The following is a 19215-nucleotide window of genomic DNA, read 5'->3' as shown; positions in this document are numbered from 1 at the left end:
CCGGTGTGGCCAGCACCATCCAGAACAGCACGGATGAGAACGGCACCACCGGAACTGACAGTGGTTCCTTCGCTTCGGCGACGGACCTTGGCCTGAACCTGGGTGCGAACGCCGGTGTGGCCAGCACTATCCAGAACACCACCGCCGGTCAGAACACCGGAATCATCGGCAGCTAATCCAGCCGACCCGGGGGCCGGATGCCATACACGGCATCCGGCCCTTCCCGGGGCCAAGGTAGGCTTGCCCGCCCTGGCAGAAGGCTCTGAAGCAGACAACCAGTTCGGGGCAGTCCACACCCCGGCCGGTTGAAATAGCGGTTTGCCTTGTCACTGACGGAACGATGAACGGTACCTGCCGGCCTTTGGGGGCGACTGGGTAGGGATTTAGTTTCCCGGTTGCCTCGGTAGAAACCCGGGGTGGCGTCCGTTTGGGCTGCGGTGTCCTCGTCGCTTGATGAGGCCAGAGGGGATGCCCACTGATCTGTTGACTCCCTCACCTAAGATGTTGGGTCATCGCAGCGTCCCTAAAGGGATCGGATAATGGGACACCATGCACTGCCCGAGCTCCGCATGTCCCGATACGTACGCTATGCCCATGAGCAACGCTCTCAACTTAGAGGTTCAGGCACCCACTCTGTTGTGAACACTGCATCGGGGCACGAAGCGGCGGTCACCTGTGGCGGGAAGAACAGACTCCATTTCGTGGCAGGGAAGCCGTTCTTCAGATCCACGGCGGCGTTGCCCGGACTGTAGCCATAGTTGGCCCTAGCTGTTCCCAACGCCGGCAGCAGCTGATGGTCAGGCCCGATGACGTACTCCAAAATTTCCGTTTCGGGAGCGACATTGTCGTGTACGGGAATACTGCCGGTTCCGATTAGTTCCGGCACGTTGCTCGCGTTGTCGAATCTGACAGTGAACGCGAGCATGCCATTTGGAGCAGTCCAGATCGACTCAAGCCGAGCAGTCACTGCGCCTTTGGGCGGGCATACCAGAGATGGCTCGGCAGGCGGTACGGGAGACGAAGCCAGGGGAGGCGGCGGTGCCTGAGGTGGCGCTGTGGTGGGAGGTTCGGGAACCGCCGGTGGCTGGGGGAGGCTGTATGGGCCGCTGACTTGCGAGGTCTTCTGGGGCGCCGAACTCATGTTTGGGGCAGCCTTGGGGCTTTCACTCGGACGTGAGTCACTTACCGCCATCGGCGGGAGCGGCTTGGCTGGGGCAGACTCGCGGGGCGTTGATGTGACCGTTACCGTCGGGGCCGGGGCGACGCTGGGGGCCGCACATGCGGCAAGTAGCGACACCATGACGGCCAGGGGCACCAGAGTATGTTTTGAATTCATTAGCCCCCATTTCGTGCCGAAAGCACCGAGCTGATCGTACGGCTAGAGACTCCTCTCGTCCACTGCGAACGCCCGGGCGAGAAGACCGCCATCGCTGCGAGTTACGCAGCAGGCCCTATCTCCTGCTGCCTCGATATCCCTCTCAAAAGACGGTCGTTTATGACAGCCGTGCGTCTGACTCGCTGGGATAAATGGCGGTCTTTTTGCAGCGCAATTTGTTCGCCCGGCACGCAGCCCGCACGGGATCCTCTACCGGACACTACCGGTGGCTTTCCTGTTCCTTCTCGATGCGTGCTATCTCGGCGTCGATGTGGGTTATCCAAGCCTGAACCTCTTGCGCTCGGCCGGGCGCAGTCCAACCGAAGAGGTCGCTGATCCGCCACATAGACCCGTACATCGCCTTCAAAGCTCCGTGAACCGCTACACGAGTTAAAACGGGGTCTGGTGCGGTGTCGTATATGACGGGATCCGTGTTGGTCTGTTTTAGGAGCCTCCACAGCCCCCGAGTTCAGCATGGGCAACGCCCGAATAGATGTTGTACGCGCCCATGAATCCGATCTCGTCAATAAAGCTCTCCACCCTTTTGGTGTACTTCGGGCGAATTTCTGCCTCCAGCTCGTCGCCTTTCTGCCCGAATACTTGGAGTCCGAGCTCCCGGGCATATGTCTCTACCGCCGAGACTGATTCATGGGCGTTTACGGATGGATCTCCATCTATCGCCAGGGTTGCCCGCTCAAGTTCCCTCGCGCTGTTTCGGCGCAGAAGGAGCATGCGGCACGTTCGCTGCCGCGCGCTGAGGCCCGGCTCAAACAGCCACCAGACGACCGAGCCTGCTTCGAGCGATGTTCGAGTTAGCGCCTCAACTCCTGGGGCGGGGCGACCGGCTCGAACTAGCGGTGCCATACAACGAGCCATCTCCACGGTGAACTTCGTCGCCATCTGGCCTAGTTGATAGGCCGTACGAACTGGGCGCTCGCCCCAGAAACTTCCGTCAGGTCGTCTATCGGCATTGGCCACCTCAGCGGCAGCAGGCGAACTTGATTCGAAAGTCCAATTGTCGGCGCCCGTCCATGCATCTACCCGAGTTGCGGCGTCTTCTAAAAGGTGTCCAAGCTCCTCATAATGTGTCACTCACGACATATTGCCACCATCCCGAATCAGCCTTGGGGTGTGCCTGTAAGCCGGTCCTTCAACGGACGCTACTGACCGGCCACGAACTCGTTTCCGAGTCTTGAACTCAGGTCCGGGGGTGTGCGGCGGAGTAGGCTGGGTGCGCGTGCAGGCGACTTCTAACATTAGTGCAGACGGCATCTGACACTGACACGGGGCATCCGGGCCATCGATGATTCCCATAAGCTCCGCCCGCAAAACTGCCCGGTGAAGGTGCCCAAAGTGCTACACATCAAATCGTCAGGAAAGCGTTCAGGTGGTGAGTGCAGCTCGCTGAATTCGCCCGCAAACATCGCCCACTAATCATGAGACATCGGAACAGTGAATAAACAAACTCCTTGGCGGCGCACAACTGCCCCTCTGCAGTGCCAGTTAGTGCTGCCACTCGATTAGATATGTGAAGCCTTCCGCAAGTCACGGCAGCCCGGCCATCCGGGCGGCCAGGTGCAGCGCCGCCAGCCGGCCCGTGCCCCGCGGATCACCGCCGCACAGCTCGAAAATCCGCTGCAGCCGGTGGTGCATCGACTGCCGTTCCAAGTGCAGTTCGCGGGCTGACTGCGCGGTGTTGCATCCCGAGTCCAGCCACACCTGAAGCGTCTCCAGCAGCTGGGACTGCCGCTGCGCATCATGTTCCAGGACCGCCCGCAACTGCCGGTTGACGAACGCCTCCCGCGCAGAGGCGTCGAGGCAGGTCAGTGAAAGGCTTTCTACTGCGGAATCCTCCGCATCCACCACCACCAACCCGTGCGACGGATGCCGCCTGCGCGCGGACGCATTCCGGCGCCGGATCTGGCGGACCTCCAGCGCCCGGCGCGCTTCAGCCAGGGACCAGGCAGCTTCTGCCGCCCCGTCGGCCAGCGGACCAACGGCGATCACTGCGTCGTGGTCTCCCTCCAGGCCCTGAAGGGATTGCAGGAGCTTCCGCCGTTCACCGGCAGGATCCGTGCAGGGCAGGCCGATCATCACCACCAGTTCCGCGTCGTCCAGGTACGCGGCGCAGGGTATTCGGTGTGAGCTCAGGAAATTCTCGACGGCGCCACGCAGCTCCTGCGGTGACGCGGCGTGGATGGCCGCGACAACAGCGGGGGAATCCGTCGGAAAGCCGGCGCCCGGGGCCAGCTGCTCAAGGCGCCACTCCGGGGCGGAATTGAGCACCGCCCGCATCAGTTCAGCCCCGGCCAAGGCATGCAGCCCTGGGGGAGTGTGCTGCAGCAGGGCCAGTCCCAGGATATCGACGGCGCGTTCCCCGGCCACCTGCGCCAGCGCCGTGTCCGCAGCGTCCGGCACCCGCACCTCCACCCGGCCCATGAGGACTCCGCGCACGGGGATGTCCACGCTGATGACCGTTCCGCCAGCCACCCCGTAAAAGCCGCCGTGCCTGCCCCGCCCCGGGCCGCCGTCGTCCGCTGGTCGTTCCCCCGCCGCCGATTCCACCTCAGTCCCCTCCTGGGCGCTGCTCCACCCCTCCGGCACGGCACTGCCCATGGTGACGCCCCATGGCGAGCTCAGCTTCACGGCTGAGCCGGTGATGCCGGCCAACACACCCAGGATCTTGTCCAGCGAGGCCCCGTGCGCCAGCTCGGCTGCCATGGCGCGCGTTGCGGCGTCGGCCTGCTGCAGGTGCCCCACCGACTCGCTGACCAGCATGGAATTGATGGCCTGCATGACGCCCACGAAGGGCACCACCTTGCGCAGCTCCACCACCGGAAGGCCGTATTCCTCGGCTTTGGCCAGCATGTCGGCAGGGATTTCCGGCAGGGCGCCCCCGGTCTCGATGGCCAATGCAGCAACGCCGCGCTGGGCCAGTTCGCGCACGTATTCTTCGCGTTTTGCCGGTGCTGCCGTGGCCAGCGTGATCCCGCCGCAGAGCAGCAGCTCGCCGCCGCGGAGCAGGGGAGCGATGTCCAGCACCTCACTGGAGTGGACCCAGCGGACCGGCTGCGCATCGGCCACCACCCCTAGAGGATGGACTACGGGATCGGCGGCGGCAAGGGCGGGGTGGGCGAGTATTTCGCCGAGAAACACTGACACGACAATCCGTAACGTAATAGGAAATTCTGTTAGACACATCGTATCTTGTTCCTTGTGATGGGGGCCACATAGCCTATTTGGTACTTATCCACCTCACGGAGGCCCCCATGCAAGAAAAGCTTTCAACAGCCCCGCACGGCCAACCTGCCCAGGCACCCCAGGACCACAGCGCCGTGGACCACGAAGCCTGGCTGCAGCCCATCCCCGAATCAGCACGAACACGCAAGGTATCCGGCCAGTTCTGGATCTGGGCGGGTGCCAACCTGGCGCCCATCAACTGGGTGCTGGGGGCACTCGGTATCCAGCTGGGACTCGGCTTGGCGGACACCATTACCGTCCTGGTTTTGGGCAACCTGATCGGCATGCTGCTATTCGGCTGCTTCGTCCTCCTGGGACAGAAGACCGGAGCCACCGGCATGGTCCTGGCCCGGGCGGCATTCGGACGGCGCGGCAACTACCTGCCGGCCGCCATCCAGGCCCTGCTGGTCATCGGCTGGTGCGCAGTAAACACCTGGATCATCCTGGACCTGGTCATGGCACTCTTCGGAACCCTCGGCTGGGTTGATCCGGAAGCGCCCAACTACGGCTGGAAGATCGGCGTCGCCACCTTCATCATGGCCCTCCAGGTGGCCATCGCCTGGTTCGGCTACAAGGCCATCGCGGCCTTCGAAAAATGGACCGTGCCGCCCACCATCCTCATCCTGGCCGTCATGTCGGCCGTCGCCTGGTTCGGCATGGACATCGACTGGGGCTACGCCGGGCCGGCCGGTGCCATCCTGGAAGGTTCGGAGCGGATCGCCGCCATGAGCGCCGTCATGACGGCCATCGGCATCGGGTGGGGCATCACCTGGTTCACCTACGCCGCGGACTACTCCCGGTTCGTCAGCACCAGCGTCCCCAAGAAGAAGGTCTACCTCGCCTCAGTGCTGGGCCAGTTCATCCCGGTCGTGTGGCTGGGCGTCCTTGGCGCAAGCCTGGCCACCAACAGCGGCGAGATCGATCCCGGCAAGCTGATCGTCCTGAACTTCGGTGCCATGGCGCTGCCCGTGCTGCTGATGGTCCTGCACGGGCCCATCGCCACCAACATCCTGAACATCTACACCTTCTCCGTGGCCACCCAGGCCCTGGACATCTCCGTCAGCCGCCGCAAGCTCAACCTGTTCGTCGGCGTCTTCTCGCTCGCCGCCGTCGTATTCTTCATCTTCCAGGAGGACTTCGCAGCAGTACTCGATGCCTGGCTGATCGGCCTGGTGGCCTGGGTTGCCGCCTGGGGCGGGATCATGCTGGTGCACTACTTCTGGCTGGAGAAGCGCTGGCCCGGCGGGACCGAGCGACTGTTCGACGGCGTGGGCACCAAGCGGCTGCCGGTGGTCAACTGGGCGGGACTCGTCTCCCTCGTGGCCGGGATCTTCGCCACCTGGCTGTTCATGTACGGCCTGATCCCCATCATGCAGGGCCCCATCGCCGTGGCCCTGGGCGGCTGGGACCTGTCCTGGCTCGCCGGCGGACTGACCAGCGCCGGGGTGTACGCCGTCCTCGGGCCGCGGCAGCACATCCGCTACCTTGCCCTGGAGCCCCGCTCCACGCGGAAGGCGGACATCGCTCCTGAAGCAGCCGCTCCTGAAACGGAGAGCCAGGCGGCCGGCAGCCCCGCCCTCCCCGCCCTCTAATCTCCCTTCCCTAAAACCTGGCGGGCGCCCAGCGCCCGCCAGAAAGGATTTTCCAGTGAACCAGCCCGCCTTCGCGGACGCCCTGCACCCCATCACGTGGCCCAACGGTTTCAAAGCCGCAGCATCCTTCACCTTCGATGTGGATGCTGAATCCTGCACCATCGCCCACGACCCCACCAGCACCCGGCGCATGTCGCTGATGACCCACCAGTCCTACGGGCCGAAGGTTGCGGTGCCGCGGCTGCTGAAAATCCTGGAGCGCCAGGACATCAAGGCCACCTTCTTCATCCCCGGCTTCACCGCCGAGTCCTACCCCGACGTGGTGCGGCGGATCGTGGACGGCGGGCACGAGGTGGCGCACCACGGCTACCTGCACGAACCCATGCAGGGTATCGACGCCGCCACCGAGGCCAGCTACATCGACCGCGGCCTGGAGGCCCTGGCAAAGGTGGCCGGAGTCCGCCCGGTGGGGTACCGGGCACCGTGGTGGGAGCTGAACTGGCACTCCCCGGGCCTGCTGGCCGATCGCGGCTTCCTTTACGATTCCAGCCTGCTCGACGGCGATGCCCCCTACCGCTTCGCCGTCGCCCCAGACGATCCCCGCGACATCGTGGAGATCCCCGTGGACTGGACGCTGGACGACTGGGAGCAGTACGCGTTCTACCCCGGCGTCACCGGCAGCGGCGTGATTGAGAGCCCAGCGAAGGTCCTGGAGATGTGGACGCTTGAGGCCGAGGCCCATCACTCCCAGGGCACCTGCTTCGTCCTCACCAACCACCCGTTCATCTCCGGCCGGCCGTCCAAGGCGGCGGCACTGGAACAGCTGATCGAACGGGTGAAGGGCATGGACGGCATGTGGGTAACCACCATGGAACAGATTGCACTCCACACGAAGGCCACGGTCACCGAGGTCCACACCCACGCCAGGATCGACGTGCCGGTATTCCCGGGCGCGGGTGCACAGTTCAAGCCGGCCGTGGTGCGGCAGGGGGTGCTGGCCTAGAGTGGCAAAAGGGGCCGGTTCGGCCGGCCGGGAGGAGTTCTGGTATGGACATTACTGACAGCGGCGTAGAGCAGGAACTGTCCTGGCAGGTTCCGCTTTACGAGCAGTTCCATCGGCACCCGGAGCTGGGCCTTGCCGAACACGAAACATCCGCCGCCATCGCAGCGAAGCTGGCCGGCTGGGGCTTCGATGTGCGGCACTTTGGTGGGACCGGCGTCGTAGGCGTTCTTGCCAACGGAACGGGCCCGGGGGTGCTGGCCCGGGCAGACATGGATGCCCTCCCCGTCGCCGAGGCCACGGGAGCGCCCTACGCCTCTGCCGTTCCGGGCGTGATGCACGCCTGCGGCCATGACATGCACGTGGTGGCGCTGCTCGGCGCTGCGAAGTACCTGGCTGAACACCAGGACACGTGGCGGGGCACCTACACCGCCCTGTTCCAGCCGGCAGAGGAGACGGCGGCGGGTTCGCAGGCAATGCTCGACGACGGCCTGGCCGCCGGTGTCCCACGGCCCGATGTCGCGCTGGCCCAGCACGTCATGCCCACCGAAGCGGGAACCATCGGCACCACCCCTGGCCCGGTCCTGTCGGCCGGCGACTCCATCCGGATCACCATCCACGGCCGTGGCGCCCACGGCTCCATGCCGCACAAAGCGGTGGATCCGGTGGTGCTGGCCGCCTCGATCGTCCTCCGGCTGCAGACGGTGGTGTCCCGCGAAACGACACCTGGCGAGTTCGCCGTGCTGACCGTTGGCTCGGTGAACGCCGGGACTACCGCCAACATCATTCCGGACCGGGCTGAGCTGCTCCTGAACCTCCGCACCTACGATCAGGCGATCCGGAGCCAGATGATTGCCGCGATCGAGCGAATCGTGCGGGGCGAGTGTTCGGCGGCTGGCTCCCCGCAGGAACCGGAGTTTGAGTATTACGACCAGTACCCGCTGACCAGCAACGACGCGGAAGCCAACGCGCGGATCACTGCAGCCTTCACAAGGACCTTTGGTTCGGACGCTGTCTACCGCACGGCTCCACAGACGGCGTCCGAGGATTTCAGCCGCATTCCTGACGCTTTCGGTATCCCCTATGTGTACTGGATCGTGGGTTCCGTGCCGCCGGAAACCTACCGGCGGGCAGTGGAGAACGGAACGGTGGACACCGACATTCCCGCCAACCACTCGCCGTTCTTCCTGCCCGCAGTTGAACCCACCCTTCGCGTGGCAACGCGGGCCCAGGCGGCAGCCGCGCTCGCCTACCTCGCGGCGCAGCCCGGTTAGGCTCCCGCCAGCAGGGACTGCATTTGCGCTGCCGCGCCGCTGCCCGGTGCCGGCGTGTACACCACAATGTGCAGGTCCGGCCGGTCTGAGGGCGACACCTGATGGTGCTCCAGCTGAAGTACTCCCACAGCGGGGTGGTGGAAGAGGCGCTCGCGGGACTCGAAGCCCAAGATGTCGTAGAGGTCCCAGCCGTGCCGGAATTCAGGGCTCGCTTCCTTAAGCCGCTCCACCTGGTACTGGATGTCCGGGTCGCCCAGCCGCTGCCCGGTTTCGGCCCGGAACTCGGCCAGGAACCGTTTGCTGGTGGTGTCCCAGTCGGGGAGCAGGTCCCGGACATAGGGGTCGGTGAACACCAGCCACAGCAGGTTCCGGTCTGTCGCCGGCACGTTGGCGATGTTGGGGTAGAGCGCCGCATACCCCTTGTTCCATCCGGCCACGCCCCAGTCCGGGAACAAGGCAAAGGACGGATTGGGGTCCAGGGCATCCAACAAGCGCTGGATGTGGGGAGGGGCGGTATCGGCTGCCGGTCCGGCAGGTGCCGCGGAGGCGTACCCGCCCAGGGACAGCACGTAACCAAGCCCGGTGCTTGAAAGATGCAGTGCGCGGCTGATGGCTTCCAACACCTGCCGGGATGGGCTGATGTCCCGGCCCTGCTCCAGCCAGGTGTACCAGGTGACGCTGACGCCGGAAAGGAAGGCCACCTCTTCCCGGCGCAGCCCCCGCTCCCGCGTGCGGCCAACCGGGGGAAGGCCATAGTCGGCCCGCAGGGCCTGGTCGCGGCGGGCGCGAAGGAAGAGGCCAAGTTCTTTGCGGCGCCCGGGCTCATTCACTCCTTAATACTATTACTCTGTTACTTTTACTACTAGTATCAGCGCTGTCTTCCACCGAGGGCAGCAAACCCGCAGGATGGTAAGCATGCCTGCACTCCGCTCTAAAACAGTCACCCACGGCCGCAACATGGCCGGAGCCCGCGCACTGCTGCGCGCCTCCGGCGTCGCCAACTCGGATATCGGCAAGCCGATCATTGCCGTAGCCAACTCCTTCACCGAATTCGTTCCCGGCCACACCCACCTCGCCCCCGTGGGCCGGATCGTCTCCGACGCCATCCTCGCCGCGGGCGCCGTGCCGCGCGAGTTCAACACCATCGCCGTGGACGACGGCATCGCGATGGGCCACTCCGGCATGCTCTACTCGCTGCCGTCCCGCGACCTGATCGCCGACTCCGTGGAGTACATGGTCAACGCCCACTGCGCCGACGCCCTGGTCTGCATCTCCAACTGCGACAAGATCACCCCCGGCATGCTCATGGCCGCACTGCGCCTGAACATCCCCGTGGTCTTCGTCTCCGGCGGCCCCATGGAAGCCGGCCGCGTAACCCTGACCGACGGCTCCGTCCGCTCCCTGGACCTGGTGAACGCCATCGCCGACGCCGTGGACGAGTCCATCTCCGATGAAGACATCAACCTCATCGAAGAGAACGCCTGCCCCACCTGCGGTTCCTGCTCCGGCATGTTTACCGCCAACTCCATGAACTGCCTCGCCGAGGCCATCGGCCTGGCCCTGCCGGGCAACGGCTCCGTGCTGGCCACCCACACCGCGCGCAAGGCACTGTACGAGAAGGCCGGCCGGACCGTCGTCGAGCTCGTGAAGCGCTACTACGACGGCGACGACGACTCCGTACTGCCGCGCTCCATCGCCACCGCCAAAGCCTTCGACAACGCCATGGCCCTGGACATCTCCATGGGCGGCTCCACCAACACCATCCTGCACCTGCTGGCCGCGGCCCAGGAGGCCGGCGTGGACTACGGCCTGGCCGAGATGGACGCCAAGTCCCGCCAGGTGCCCTGCCTGGCCAAGGTGGCCCCGAATGTGGCCAAGGACAAGACCTACTACATGGAGGACGTGCACCGCGCCGGCGGCATCCCCGCCCTGCTGGGTGAGCTGAACCGCGGCGGCCTCCTGCACAAGGACGTCCACTCGGTGCACTCCAATGACCTGGACGGCTGGCTGGACGACTGGGACATCCGCGGCGGCAAAGCCACCGAAGAAGCGCAGGCCCTATGGCACGCGGCTCCCGGCGGTGTCCGCTCCTCCACCGCGTTCTCGCAGTCGAACCAGTGGACCTCCCTGGACACCGACGCCGCGGAAGGCTGCATCCGCTCCGTGGAACACGCCTACTCCAAGGACGGCGGCCTGGCCGTGCTCCGCGGCAACGTGGCAGTGGACGGCGCCGTGGTGAAGACCGCCGGCGTGGACGAGTCCATCTGGACCTTCCAGGGCCCGGCCGTGGTGTGCGAGTCCCAGGACGAAGCCGTGGAAAAGATCCTGAACAAGCAGGTCAAGGAGGGCGACGTGGTGGTGATCCGCTACGAAGGCCCCCGCGGTGGTCCGGGCATGCAGGAAATGCTCTACCCGACGTCGTTCCTCAAGGGCCGCGGCCTGGGCAAGAAGTGCGCCCTCATCACCGACGGCCGCTTCTCCGGCGGCACCTCCGGCCTGTCCATCGGGCACATCTCCCCGGAGGCTGCCTCCGGCGGCACCATCGCCCTGGTGGAGGACGGCGACATCATCAGCATCGACATCAGCCAGCGCTCCATGCAGTTGGAGGTCTCCGACGAGATCCTGGCCGAACGCCGCGAAAAACTGGAAGTCAACGGCGGATACAAGCCGAAGGACCGGGACCGCCAGGTGTCCGCTGCGCTGCGCGCCTACGCCGCCATGGCACTGTCAGCTGACAAGGGCGCAGTCCGGGACGTGTCGCTGCTGGAGCGGTAGCTCCTTTCCCCGGGCGGGGGAGCGGCGGGCCCTCCGGCCCTCCCCCTCCGGGGAACACCGCGCCACACTTTAAGGGTCATCGTCAGGCCCAAGGAGGGTGTGGTGCAAAGGTTCATCAAGGCGCTCGCGGCAGCGTCCTCCGCGTTGCTTGTCCTGGCAGCGTGCTCGCCGCAGTTGGGAAGCCAGCAGCCGACGTCGTCCGCTTCCGGCGCTGGCAGCCCATCGGCAACGGTGACCGGCACGCCCGCCGCACCAACGCCGTCGAACGTTTCCTCCACGCCGCCGGCTGCGCCCGGCACCCAGGCATCCAACACGCAAGCACCCAGCACCGCTGCGGCGAAATGGACCACGTTTAAGACGGCGGATGGAACCATGGTGTTCGACGTTCCGGCCGCCTGGACAGTCAAGGACCCGGCAGGGGAGTTGGCCGAGGGGGGAGGGGCCTTTGCGGAGGTGCGGAACCAGGCCGGAAAGGTGATGGCGACGCTGCGGACCAACATGGCCACCGGATCCACGTGCACCGAGAGGTACCCGTACGAAGTCCTGGACAGCGTGGACATCCCCGCTTTGGCCCAGGGCGGCGTGGTGCCGCAGTTTGTCTTCGAGACCCGTGGAAACGCCGCAACGCCGGGCATGTACCACACCCCGGCGGCCGGCTACGGCATCACATCCGGCCCCGCGCCGAGCGGCCCCGACGCCTGCCCCATCTTCCAATTTTTCCGCTGGCCGCCGAACGCTGCCATGTTCAGTGCGTCCTATGACCCCGAAAACAACGCGACACCAGGCGACCCGTCGCTGCCCTACCTCGAGAGGGCGCGGAAGTACCGGGACACTGCTGAGTACGCGGACATCAAGCAAATGATCACGTCGCTGCGTCCGGTGGCGGGTGGCAGGTACTAGGGCCAGCGTACCGCCAGGACAACGGGCCAAAGGCCCCCACCGGTTGACATATCCCTCCGGTACCCTGTTGCCATGGAGCAGGGACGTGGTGACTACCGAGGGGAAGTCATCCTGCTTGCCGGGGCAGGCCGGGCCATCCTGCTGCAGCTTGCCAATCCGGCCATTGGGCGCGGCGTGGCGGAACACAGCACCTTTACCCAGCGCCCCGTAAACAGGCTCAAGGGCACGCTGACGTACGTCTACGCCATCGTCTACGGTACGGATGAACAGGTGAAGGAAGTCCGGCGCCGGGTTAACCGGGCGCACGTACCGGTGCGCAGCACGGACACGGAAACCTCGTCCGGCTACAACGCCTACGACCCCGAACTGCAGCTTTGGGTGGTCGCCACGCTGTACGACACCGCACGCACCATCATCGAGAGGATCTACGGTCCGCTCGACGACGACTCCGCCGACTCGATGTACCGGGACTATGCGAAACTTGGCACCGCCCTGCAGTTGCCGGCAAGCAAGTGGCCCGCGGACCGGGCAGCGTTTGCAGCCTATTGGGAGGGGCAGCTCTCCACCCTCCGGGCGGAGGAGGCCGGCGCCGGGGTGGCGCACGGACTCCTGTATCCCAAGCACACGGCGCTCTGGTACCGGGCCATCATCCCGCCGGCAAGGTTCCTCACCGCCGGGCTCCTGCCCGAACAACTGCGGGAGGATTTCGGCCTTCCCTGGAACGAGCGGCGGGAGCGCCGCTTCGACCGGACCATGCGCATCCTGGCCGTTGCCTACCCCAGGCTGCCTGTGGGCATCAGGCACTGGTTCAAGGACTACTGCCTCCGTGAGCTGGAAAAAGACCTGCGCAAGGCCGCGCGGCCAGTCCAGCAAGAGGGGATCCGTGCCTAGTCCCACTTCCTGCGCGCAGCTGCGGTAAGGGGGGCCTGCCGTAACCCGTTTCAGCAGGGCCCTCGCTAGGGCCTTGGGAGCACGGTTTGATGGAGACCATGGCCCCCGAAAAAACTGTCACCACACCCAGCGAGACGCAAAAACCCAATAGCGCCGTGCATCATCCAGCCCACTGGGGCGGCGTCTTCGCCATGTCGCTGTGCGTCTTCGCGCTGATCGCCTCCGAATTCATGCCGGTCAGCCTGCTCACGCCGATGGCCTCAGAACTCAAGGTCTCAGAGGGGATGGTGGGGCAGGGCATCGCGATCTCCGGCGTCTTCGCGGTGCTGACCAGCCTGTCGGTGTCCACGCTGGCCGGCAGCATGAACCGCAAGACGCTGCTGCTGGGCCTGACCGCGGTGATGGCGGTCTCCGGGGCAGTCGTTGCGCTGGCGCCGGAATACCTGCTCTTCATGATCGGCCGCGCCCTCATTGGCGTTGTCATTGGCGGGTTCTGGTCCATGTCCACAGCTACCGCCATGCGGCTGGTGCCGGCCCACCAGGTGGGGCGCGCCCTGGCGATCTTCAACGGCGGCAATGCCCTCGCCACAGTTCTGGCGGCGCCGTTGGGCAGCTACCTTGGCTCTGTCATCGGCTGGCGCGGAGCGTTCTTCTGTTTGGTGCCCGTGGCGGTGCTCGCGCTGGTCTGGCAGTGGATCAGCCTTCCTTCCATGAAGGCCGGGGTGCGCAATTCGGGTTCCGGAAGCGTGCTCGGGATCTTCAGGGCGCTCAAGAGTGCGCCCATTGCATGGGGGATGGCCGCCTGCGGCACCTTCTTTATGGGGCAGTTCGTGCTGTTCACCTACGTCCGCCCGTTCCTGGAGACGGTGACCCGTGTCGATGTGGCCACGGTGTCCCTTGTCCTGCTGGTCATCGGTGCGGCGGGCTTTGCAGGCACCCTGCTGATTGGCCGGTTCCTGGGGAAGGGCCTGTACCGGACGCTGGTCATCATTCCGGCGCTCATGGCGATCGTCGCCGCGGCCCTTGTTCCTACCGGCGGCTGGATCGACGCCGTCGTAGTGCTCCTGGGCTTGTGGGGCCTGATGTCCACCTCCGCACCCGTGGGCTGGTGGAGTTGGATCGCGGAAGCCATGCCCGACGACGCGGAGGCGGGCGGTGGCCTGATGGTGGCCGTCGTCCAAACATCGATCGCCGTCGGCTCCACGCTGGGAGGTGTGCTGTTCGACTCCGTTGGCCATAGCGGCACCTTCCTGGTGAGCGCGGGAGTTCTTTCGGCGGCCTCAGTCCTGGCCTTCCTGGCCAGCCGCGCCACGGAGCAGAAAAGATGACCAACCAGCAGATTTGCCTTTAAGCCGAACAACAGGAGGAGAACATGAAGTACACCAAGAGCGGCGGCCAGACCGGAGCCGGACCCAAGGAATGGTTCACCGGAACGGTGCAGATCGACGGGATCCGCAACCCAGATGAGCAGTCAGCGATCGGCTGTGCGCACGTCCGGTTCGCCCCGGGCGCCCGCACCGCCTGGCACCACCACCCCAAGGGCCAGACCCTCTACGTTACGGACGGAATCGGACTGGTGGCCCGGCGGGGCGGGGAAATCCAGGAGATCCGTCCCGGCGACGTGGTCTACATCGAGCCGGGAGAGGAACACTGGCACGGCGCAACATCGGGCCGGTTCATGGCGCATGTGGCCATGCAGGAAGCTGACGGGAACGGGCAGGTGGTGACCTGGCTCGACCACGTCACCGACGAGGAATACGGGGCCTGACCAGCCCCCGGAGAAGATGGGCGGACGACGGCGGGTGGTTCCGCCGTCGTCCGCCCATCTCGGCGTGGGGTGGGTCAGTCCTCGTAGGTGTTCGCGATGTAGACATCGCACGGGGCGTTGTGCGCCACGCTGTTGGCGACGCTCCCCAGCAGCCGGCCGATGCCGCGCATCCTGCGGTTGCCCACCACGATCAGCCGGGCATCCAGGCGGATGGCTTCCTTGATGAGGGACTCGGCAGGCTTGCCGCGGGCGGCGAAGTGGGTGATTTCCACTCCCGGCCGTGATGCGGCCAGGGACTTGGCCACCATCTCAGAGCTGTCCGCGTTGGAGATCCGCACCTTGTCAGACCCCACACCGAAGGTTTCGGCGTTCTCGATCTCGAAGCCGGTCACCACGTGGAGGGACGCTCCCAGCGACTCCGCCAGGCCCAACGCCACTTCCGCAGCCTTCCGTGCCGACGGACTGGCGTCCACACCTACAACAACTACTCCACTCATCTTCTGATCCTTCGTCCTAAGTCCTGGCATAAAATCGTCCACCTGCCAGTCTAGGGACTACCCGGTTGGGTCCTTGCTAAGCACACAGCCGCTGACAACACTTTTCAGTGCACCGCCCCGGCAACGGTTTCCAGCTCACGGCTGTACTGGCTTTCTGTACGGTCCAGGCCGAAGTTAGATGAACAGGTTGAGCTTCAGCATCACAGCGCCGATCCGATCGAGGCCAGCTCCGGCGCGGCGGCCCCTGCGTACTGGTTGTCCGGCCGCGCCAACCCGTAGTGCTCGCGCAGCGTCCGGCCCGTGTATTCGGTGCGGAACAGCCCGCGTTCCTGCAGGATGGGCACCACCTGGTCCACGAACGCCTCCAGCCCCGACGGGAGCACCGGTGGCATTATGTTGAAGCCGTCCGCCGCGCCGCCGTCGAACCACTCCTGGATGGCATCAGCCACCTGCACCGGTGTACCCGCGAAGGTCCGGTGCCCGCGCCCGCCGCCCAGGCGTCCGATCAGCTGGCGCACCGTGAGTTGCTCCCGCCGGGCCAGCTGCACGATCAGCGTGTAACGGCTCTTGGCGCCCTCGATCTGGTCCTCGCTGGGCAGGTTGTCCGGCAGCTGGCGGTCCAGCGGCAGGTCCTCCGGGTCCACGCGCAGGGCCTTGCGGCTTAGGCGCGGACCTGGCTCCGCGCCGTTTCGGCGATGTTCTCGGTGACGGCCCAGGAAGCCAGGAGTTGAAGGGCTTCCTCGGAAGGGCTCCCGGGGGTGGCGGGATAAACGGTGAGGGTGTGCCCGGGGTCTTCTTCCAGGCCCAGGACCTGGTAGTTCAACTCGAGGAGCCCCACCACGGGGTGCTGGAAGAACTTGGTGCCCGCATAGTGGCGGCGGACGTTGTGCGCCGCCCAGAGCGTGCGGAATTCGTCGCTGCGCATGGACAATTCGCCGATGAGTTCGGCAATGCCCTTGTCGTGGGGGTTGCGTCCGGCTTCGCGGCGCAGGATGGCCACGTTGGTGTTCGCTGCCCGGTCCCAGTCCGTGTAGAAGTTATGGGCGCGGGGGTCCAGGAAGATAAACCTGGAGTGGTTGGCGGGCCGTGACGGGGTGCGGTACATGTCCGAATACAGCGCGTAGCCCAGGGTGTTGGCGGCCACGATGTCCAGCCGGTTGTTGCCGATGAAGGCAGGCGCCCCGGTGATGGTGTCCAGGAGGTACTGGAGCTCCGGCCGGACCTTCGAGGGTGCGGAACCGCCGGCGCTCGCGGCACGCTTTCGCCCGGACGTGTTGGCCGCCCTGGCCAGGTCATAGAGGTGGTCGTGCTCCGCGCGGTCCAGTTCCAGCGCGCCGGCAATGGCATCGAGGACACTGTCAGAGACACCGCTGAGGTTCCCACGTTCCAGGCGCGTGTAATAGTCCACACTGACTCCTGCCAGCCGGGCCACTTCCTCGCGCCGAAGCCCGGGAACGCGCCGCCGTCCGCCGTACGGTTCGATGCCTGCCTGCTCCGGGGTGATGCGCCCACGGCGGGAGGACAGGAACTGTCGTACCTCGGCTCGGTTATCCATAGGGACCACGTTACGACGGATGGCGCAACCGTAAGGAGGTTCTGCCAGAACCAGTTACGGCAGGGCCCTCGCTAAGAATCGCGGGGCCGGGTTTGATGGGATTGTCCGCTTTCAGCCTTTCACCACTTGGAGGACCCAGCATGCGCGCAACCATCATGCACGCCCCCGGAGACGTCCGCGTCGAGGACCGTGACAAGCCAGCCATCCAGCAACCCACGGATGCGGTCATCAAGCTCGTTGCCGCCTGTGTCTGTGGGTCCGACCTGTGGCCTTATCGCGGCGCTGACACGATCCACGAGCCGAGGGCGATGGGCCACGAGTACGTGGGGATCGTCGAGGAAGTCGGTTCCGACGTGAAGAACGTCCAGCCGGGCGAGTTCGTCGTCGGCTCCTTCTTTGCGTCGGACAACACCTGCGAAATCTGCCGCTCCGGCTACCAGAGCGGCTGCGTCCACCGGCAAGGAGTGGGCGGAGCCCAGGCGGAGTACCTGCGCGTCCCGCTGGCGGATGGCACCCTGGTGGCCACGCCGGGAATGCCCGACGCCGACAAGGTTCCGTCGCTGCTGGCGGCCTCCGATGTCCTGGGTACAGGATGGTTTGCCGCCAAGGCGGCCGAGGTGGGCCCCGGCAAAACGGTTGCCGTAGTGGGCGACGGCGCCGTGGGCCTTTTGGGGGTCCTGGCAGCGAAGCAGATGGGCGCCGAAAGGATCATCGCCATGTCCCGCCACGCCGACCGGCAGGCACTGGCCCGCGAGTTCGGTGCCACCGACATCGTTGAAGAGCGTGGCGATGCGGGGGTGGCGAAAATCAAGGAACTCACCGGCGGCCTGGGTGCGCACTCCGTCCTCGAAGCCGTGGGCACGCAGGAGTCCATGCTGCAGGCCATCCATGCCACCAGGGCAGGCGGGCACGTCGGTTTCGTGGGCGTGTCCCATGACGTAGCGCTGCCTGGCCGGGACCTGTTCTACTCACACGTCCACCTGCACGGCGGTCCGGCTCCGGTCCGGCAGTACCTGCCCGAGCTGATCGACCTGATCCTCCGTGGTGGGATCAATCCCGGAAAGGTCTTCGACCTCGAGCTCCCGCTTGAACAGGCAGCCGAGGCATACAAGGCCATGGACGACCGCAGCGCCATCAAGGTGCTCCTCCGCCCGTGACCGCTTTTCCCTGCGGCCGCAACGGCCGCCAAGGGTAGGACTCCCAAGACCAGTTACAGCAGGGCCACGTTGGCTGTGCCCATACACAGGGTTTCACCAGGCAAGCCCCTGTAGCATTTCGAATATCCCCCAACAGATCACAGGAGAACCATGACTACCGTCAAGGCTTATGCATCCCCGTCCGCCACGGAGGACCTGGTGGCAACCACTATCGAGCGACGCGAAGTGGGTCCCCATGACGTCCTGATCGACATCAAGTTCGCCGGCATCTGCCACTCGGACATCCACACCGTCCGCGGCGACTGGGGCCCGCAGCAGTATCCGCTGGTGCCCGGCCACGAAATCGCGGGCATCGTCACAGAGGTGGGCGCAGAGGTGACCAAGCACAAGGTGGGTGACCGCGTTGGTGTTGGCTGCATGGTCAACTCCTGCAAGGAGTGCGTCAACTGCCAGAAGGGCGAGGAGCAGTACTGCCTCAAGGGCAACGTTGGCACCTACGGCGCCGTGGACCGTGATGGCACCATCACCCAGGGCGGCTACTCCACCCACGTTGTGGTGACCGAGGACTTCGTCGTCAACATCCCCGAGGGCATCGAGCTTGATGTCGCGGCACCGCTGCTGTGCGCGGGCATCACCACGTTCTCCCCGCTGCGGCACTGGGGCGCCGGTCCCGGCAAAAAGGTCGCCGTCGTCGGCCTTGGCGGCCTGGGCCACATGGCCGTCAAGCTCGCCCACGCCATGGGCGCGGACGTGACGGTCCTGTCGCAGTCGCTGAAGAAGCAGGAAGACGGGCTGCGCCTGGGCGCTGACAGCTACTTCGCCACCAGCGATCCCGCCACCTTCGAGCAGCTCGCGGGCCAGTTCGACCTGATCATCAACACGGTCAGCGCCTCGATCGACATCAGCTCCTACCTGGGCCTGCTGAAGCTCGACGGTGCCCTGGTGAACGTCGGCGCTCCCGCCGAGCCCCTTCCCGTCAATGCCTTCGCACTGATCGGCGGCCGCCGTTCCTTCGCCGGATCCATGATCGGCGGCATCCGCGAAACGCAGGAAATGCTGAACTTCTGCGCCGAGCACGGCCTGGGCGCCGAGATCGAGGTCATCCCGGCCGAAAAGATCAACGACGCCTACGAGCGCGTCCTCGCCTCGGACGTCCGGTACCGCTTCGTGATTGACACCGCCACCCTCTAA

The 19215-nt window shown here is 65.6% G+C and carries 16 protein-coding genes and 1 pseudogene; 10 read left to right on the top strand and 7 right to left on the bottom strand.

Annotated elements, in window-relative coordinates; translation table 11 throughout:
* Positions 1-607: 607 nt before the first annotated feature.
* The 3 genes from IEW19_RS17705 to IEW19_RS17695 all read right to left on the bottom strand — a co-directional run bounded on the left by IEW19_RS17705 (position 608) and on the right by IEW19_RS17695 (position 4537).
* Positions 608-967: a hypothetical protein gene (locus IEW19_RS17705; protein ID WP_188572912.1), complete on the bottom strand. Its 360-nt coding sequence runs from the start codon at positions 965-967 to the stop codon at positions 608-610.
* Between the two features lie 852 nt (positions 968-1819).
* Complete coding sequence (locus IEW19_RS17700; RefSeq protein WP_188572911.1) at positions 1820-2107, bottom strand: hypothetical protein; 288 nt, start codon at positions 2105-2107, stop codon at positions 1820-1822.
* A gap of 813 nt (positions 2108-2920) precedes the next feature.
* Positions 2921-4537, bottom strand: coding sequence for a PucR family transcriptional regulator (locus IEW19_RS17695; protein WP_188572910.1), 1617 nt, complete (start codon positions 4535-4537; stop codon positions 2921-2923).
* A 107-nt stretch (positions 4538-4644) separates the two neighbouring features.
* Here IEW19_RS17695 and IEW19_RS17690 point away from each other — a divergent pair, with 107 nt between their 5' ends.
* The 3 genes from IEW19_RS17690 to IEW19_RS17680 are packed head-to-tail and all read left to right on the top strand — an operon-like array spanning position 4645 to position 8481.
* Positions 4645-6207 (top strand): purine-cytosine permease family protein, encoded by a 1563-nt coding sequence (locus tag IEW19_RS17690; RefSeq protein WP_188572909.1) that lies wholly within the window; start codon positions 4645-4647, stop codon positions 6205-6207.
* A 55-nt stretch (positions 6208-6262) separates the two neighbouring features.
* Complete coding sequence (locus tag IEW19_RS17685; protein ID WP_188572908.1) at positions 6263-7210, top strand: polysaccharide deacetylase family protein; 948 nt, start codon at positions 6263-6265, stop codon at positions 7208-7210.
* 44 nt (positions 7211-7254) lie between these two features.
* The gene (locus IEW19_RS17680) at positions 7255-8481 is read left to right on the top strand and encodes an amidohydrolase (RefSeq protein ID WP_188572907.1); all 1227 of its coding nucleotides are present in this window, start codon (positions 7255-7257) and stop codon (positions 8479-8481) included.
* On the opposite strand, the gene IEW19_RS17675 is transcribed toward IEW19_RS17680, so the two are convergent.
* On the bottom strand, positions 8478-9311 hold the full coding sequence (locus IEW19_RS17675; protein WP_188572906.1) for a helix-turn-helix transcriptional regulator: 834 nt from the start codon (positions 9309-9311) through the stop codon (positions 8478-8480). The genes IEW19_RS17680 and IEW19_RS17675 overlap by 4 nt on opposite strands.
* A gap of 85 nt (positions 9312-9396) precedes the next feature.
* Here IEW19_RS17675 and ilvD point away from each other — a divergent pair, with 85 nt between their 5' ends.
* From ilvD to IEW19_RS17650, 5 genes are all read left to right on the top strand, one after another.
* Positions 9397-11256: a dihydroxy-acid dehydratase gene (gene ilvD, locus IEW19_RS17670; RefSeq protein WP_188572905.1), complete on the top strand. Its 1860-nt coding sequence runs from the start codon at positions 9397-9399 to the stop codon at positions 11254-11256.
* Positions 11257-11358: 102 nt separating this feature from the next.
* Positions 11359-12156: a hypothetical protein gene (locus IEW19_RS17665; protein ID WP_188572904.1), complete on the top strand. Its 798-nt coding sequence runs from the start codon at positions 11359-11361 to the stop codon at positions 12154-12156.
* A 72-nt stretch (positions 12157-12228) separates the two neighbouring features.
* Positions 12229-13047, top strand: a complete 819-nt coding sequence (locus IEW19_RS17660; protein WP_188572903.1) for an oxygenase MpaB family protein — start codon at positions 12229-12231, stop codon at positions 13045-13047.
* Between the two features lie 98 nt (positions 13048-13145).
* Complete coding sequence (locus IEW19_RS17655; protein WP_229748551.1) at positions 13146-14375, top strand: MFS transporter; 1230 nt, start codon at positions 13146-13148, stop codon at positions 14373-14375.
* A 44-nt stretch (positions 14376-14419) separates the two neighbouring features.
* Positions 14420-14815, top strand: coding sequence for a (R)-mandelonitrile lyase (locus tag IEW19_RS17650; protein WP_188572901.1), 396 nt, complete (start codon positions 14420-14422; stop codon positions 14813-14815).
* Positions 14816-14889: 74 nt separating this feature from the next.
* On the opposite strand, the gene IEW19_RS17645 is transcribed toward IEW19_RS17650, so the two are convergent.
* The 3 genes and pseudogenes from IEW19_RS17645 to IEW19_RS17635 form a co-directional block, all read right to left on the bottom strand.
* The gene (locus IEW19_RS17645) at positions 14890-15312 is read right to left on the bottom strand and encodes a universal stress protein (RefSeq protein ID WP_188572900.1); all 423 of its coding nucleotides are present in this window, start codon (positions 15310-15312) and stop codon (positions 14890-14892) included.
* A 200-nt stretch (positions 15313-15512) separates the two neighbouring features.
* Positions 15513-15968, bottom strand: a pseudogene (locus IEW19_RS17640) (LLM class flavin-dependent oxidoreductase); the annotation flags it as partial.
* A gap of 5 nt (positions 15969-15973) precedes the next feature.
* The gene (locus tag IEW19_RS17635; protein WP_188572899.1) at positions 15974-16867 is read right to left on the bottom strand and encodes a helix-turn-helix transcriptional regulator; all 894 of its coding nucleotides are present in this window, start codon (positions 16865-16867) and stop codon (positions 15974-15976) included.
* Between the two features lie 140 nt (positions 16868-17007).
* Between IEW19_RS17635 and IEW19_RS17630 the strand changes: the two genes are divergently transcribed.
* Entirely contained in the window at positions 17008-18024 is a 1017-nt protein-coding gene (locus tag IEW19_RS17630; RefSeq protein WP_188572898.1) for a zinc-dependent alcohol dehydrogenase family protein, read from the top strand.
* A gap of 150 nt (positions 18025-18174) precedes the next feature.
* On the top strand, positions 18175-19215 hold the full coding sequence (locus IEW19_RS17625) for an NAD(P)-dependent alcohol dehydrogenase (RefSeq protein ID WP_188572897.1): 1041 nt from the start codon (positions 18175-18177) through the stop codon (positions 19213-19215).

The organism is Arthrobacter liuii (assembly GCF_014639275.1).
Taxonomy (GTDB): domain Bacteria; phylum Actinomycetota; class Actinomycetes; order Actinomycetales; family Micrococcaceae; genus Arthrobacter; species Arthrobacter liuii.
The sequence above is the reverse complement of the archived record's forward strand: the minus strand, read 5'-3'. Positions and strand labels throughout refer to the sequence as shown.

Excerpts from the sequence above, each read along its gene's own strand:
- IEW19_RS17700 (WP_188572911.1), bottom strand. The coding sequence starts at position 2,107 with ATGCTCCTTCTGCGCCGAAACAGCGCGAGGGAACTTGAGCGGGCAACC.
- IEW19_RS17690 (WP_188572909.1), top strand. The coding sequence starts at position 4,645 with ATGCAAGAAAAGCTTTCAACAGCCCCGCACGGCCAACCTGCCCAGGCA.
- IEW19_RS17680 (WP_188572907.1), top strand. The coding sequence starts at position 7,255 with ATGGACATTACTGACAGCGGCGTAGAGCAGGAACTGTCCTGGCAGGTT.
- ilvD (WP_188572905.1), top strand. The coding sequence starts at position 9,397 with ATGCCTGCACTCCGCTCTAAAACAGTCACCCACGGCCGCAACATGGCC.
- IEW19_RS17660 (WP_188572903.1), top strand. The coding sequence starts at position 12,229 with ATGGAGCAGGGACGTGGTGACTACCGAGGGGAAGTCATCCTGCTTGCC.
- IEW19_RS17655 (WP_229748551.1), top strand. The coding sequence starts at position 13,146 with ATGGCCCCCGAAAAAACTGTCACCACACCCAGCGAGACGCAAAAACCC.
- IEW19_RS17650 (WP_188572901.1), top strand. The coding sequence starts at position 14,420 with ATGAAGTACACCAAGAGCGGCGGCCAGACCGGAGCCGGACCCAAGGAA.
- IEW19_RS17645 (WP_188572900.1), bottom strand. The coding sequence starts at position 15,312 with ATGAGTGGAGTAGTTGTTGTAGGTGTGGACGCCAGTCCGTCGGCACGG.
- IEW19_RS17635 (WP_188572899.1), bottom strand. The coding sequence starts at position 16,867 with ATGGATAACCGAGCCGAGGTACGACAGTTCCTGTCCTCCCGCCGTGGG.
- IEW19_RS17630 (WP_188572898.1), top strand. The coding sequence starts at position 17,008 with ATGCGCGCAACCATCATGCACGCCCCCGGAGACGTCCGCGTCGAGGAC.
- IEW19_RS17625 (WP_188572897.1), top strand. The coding sequence starts at position 18,175 with ATGACTACCGTCAAGGCTTATGCATCCCCGTCCGCCACGGAGGACCTG.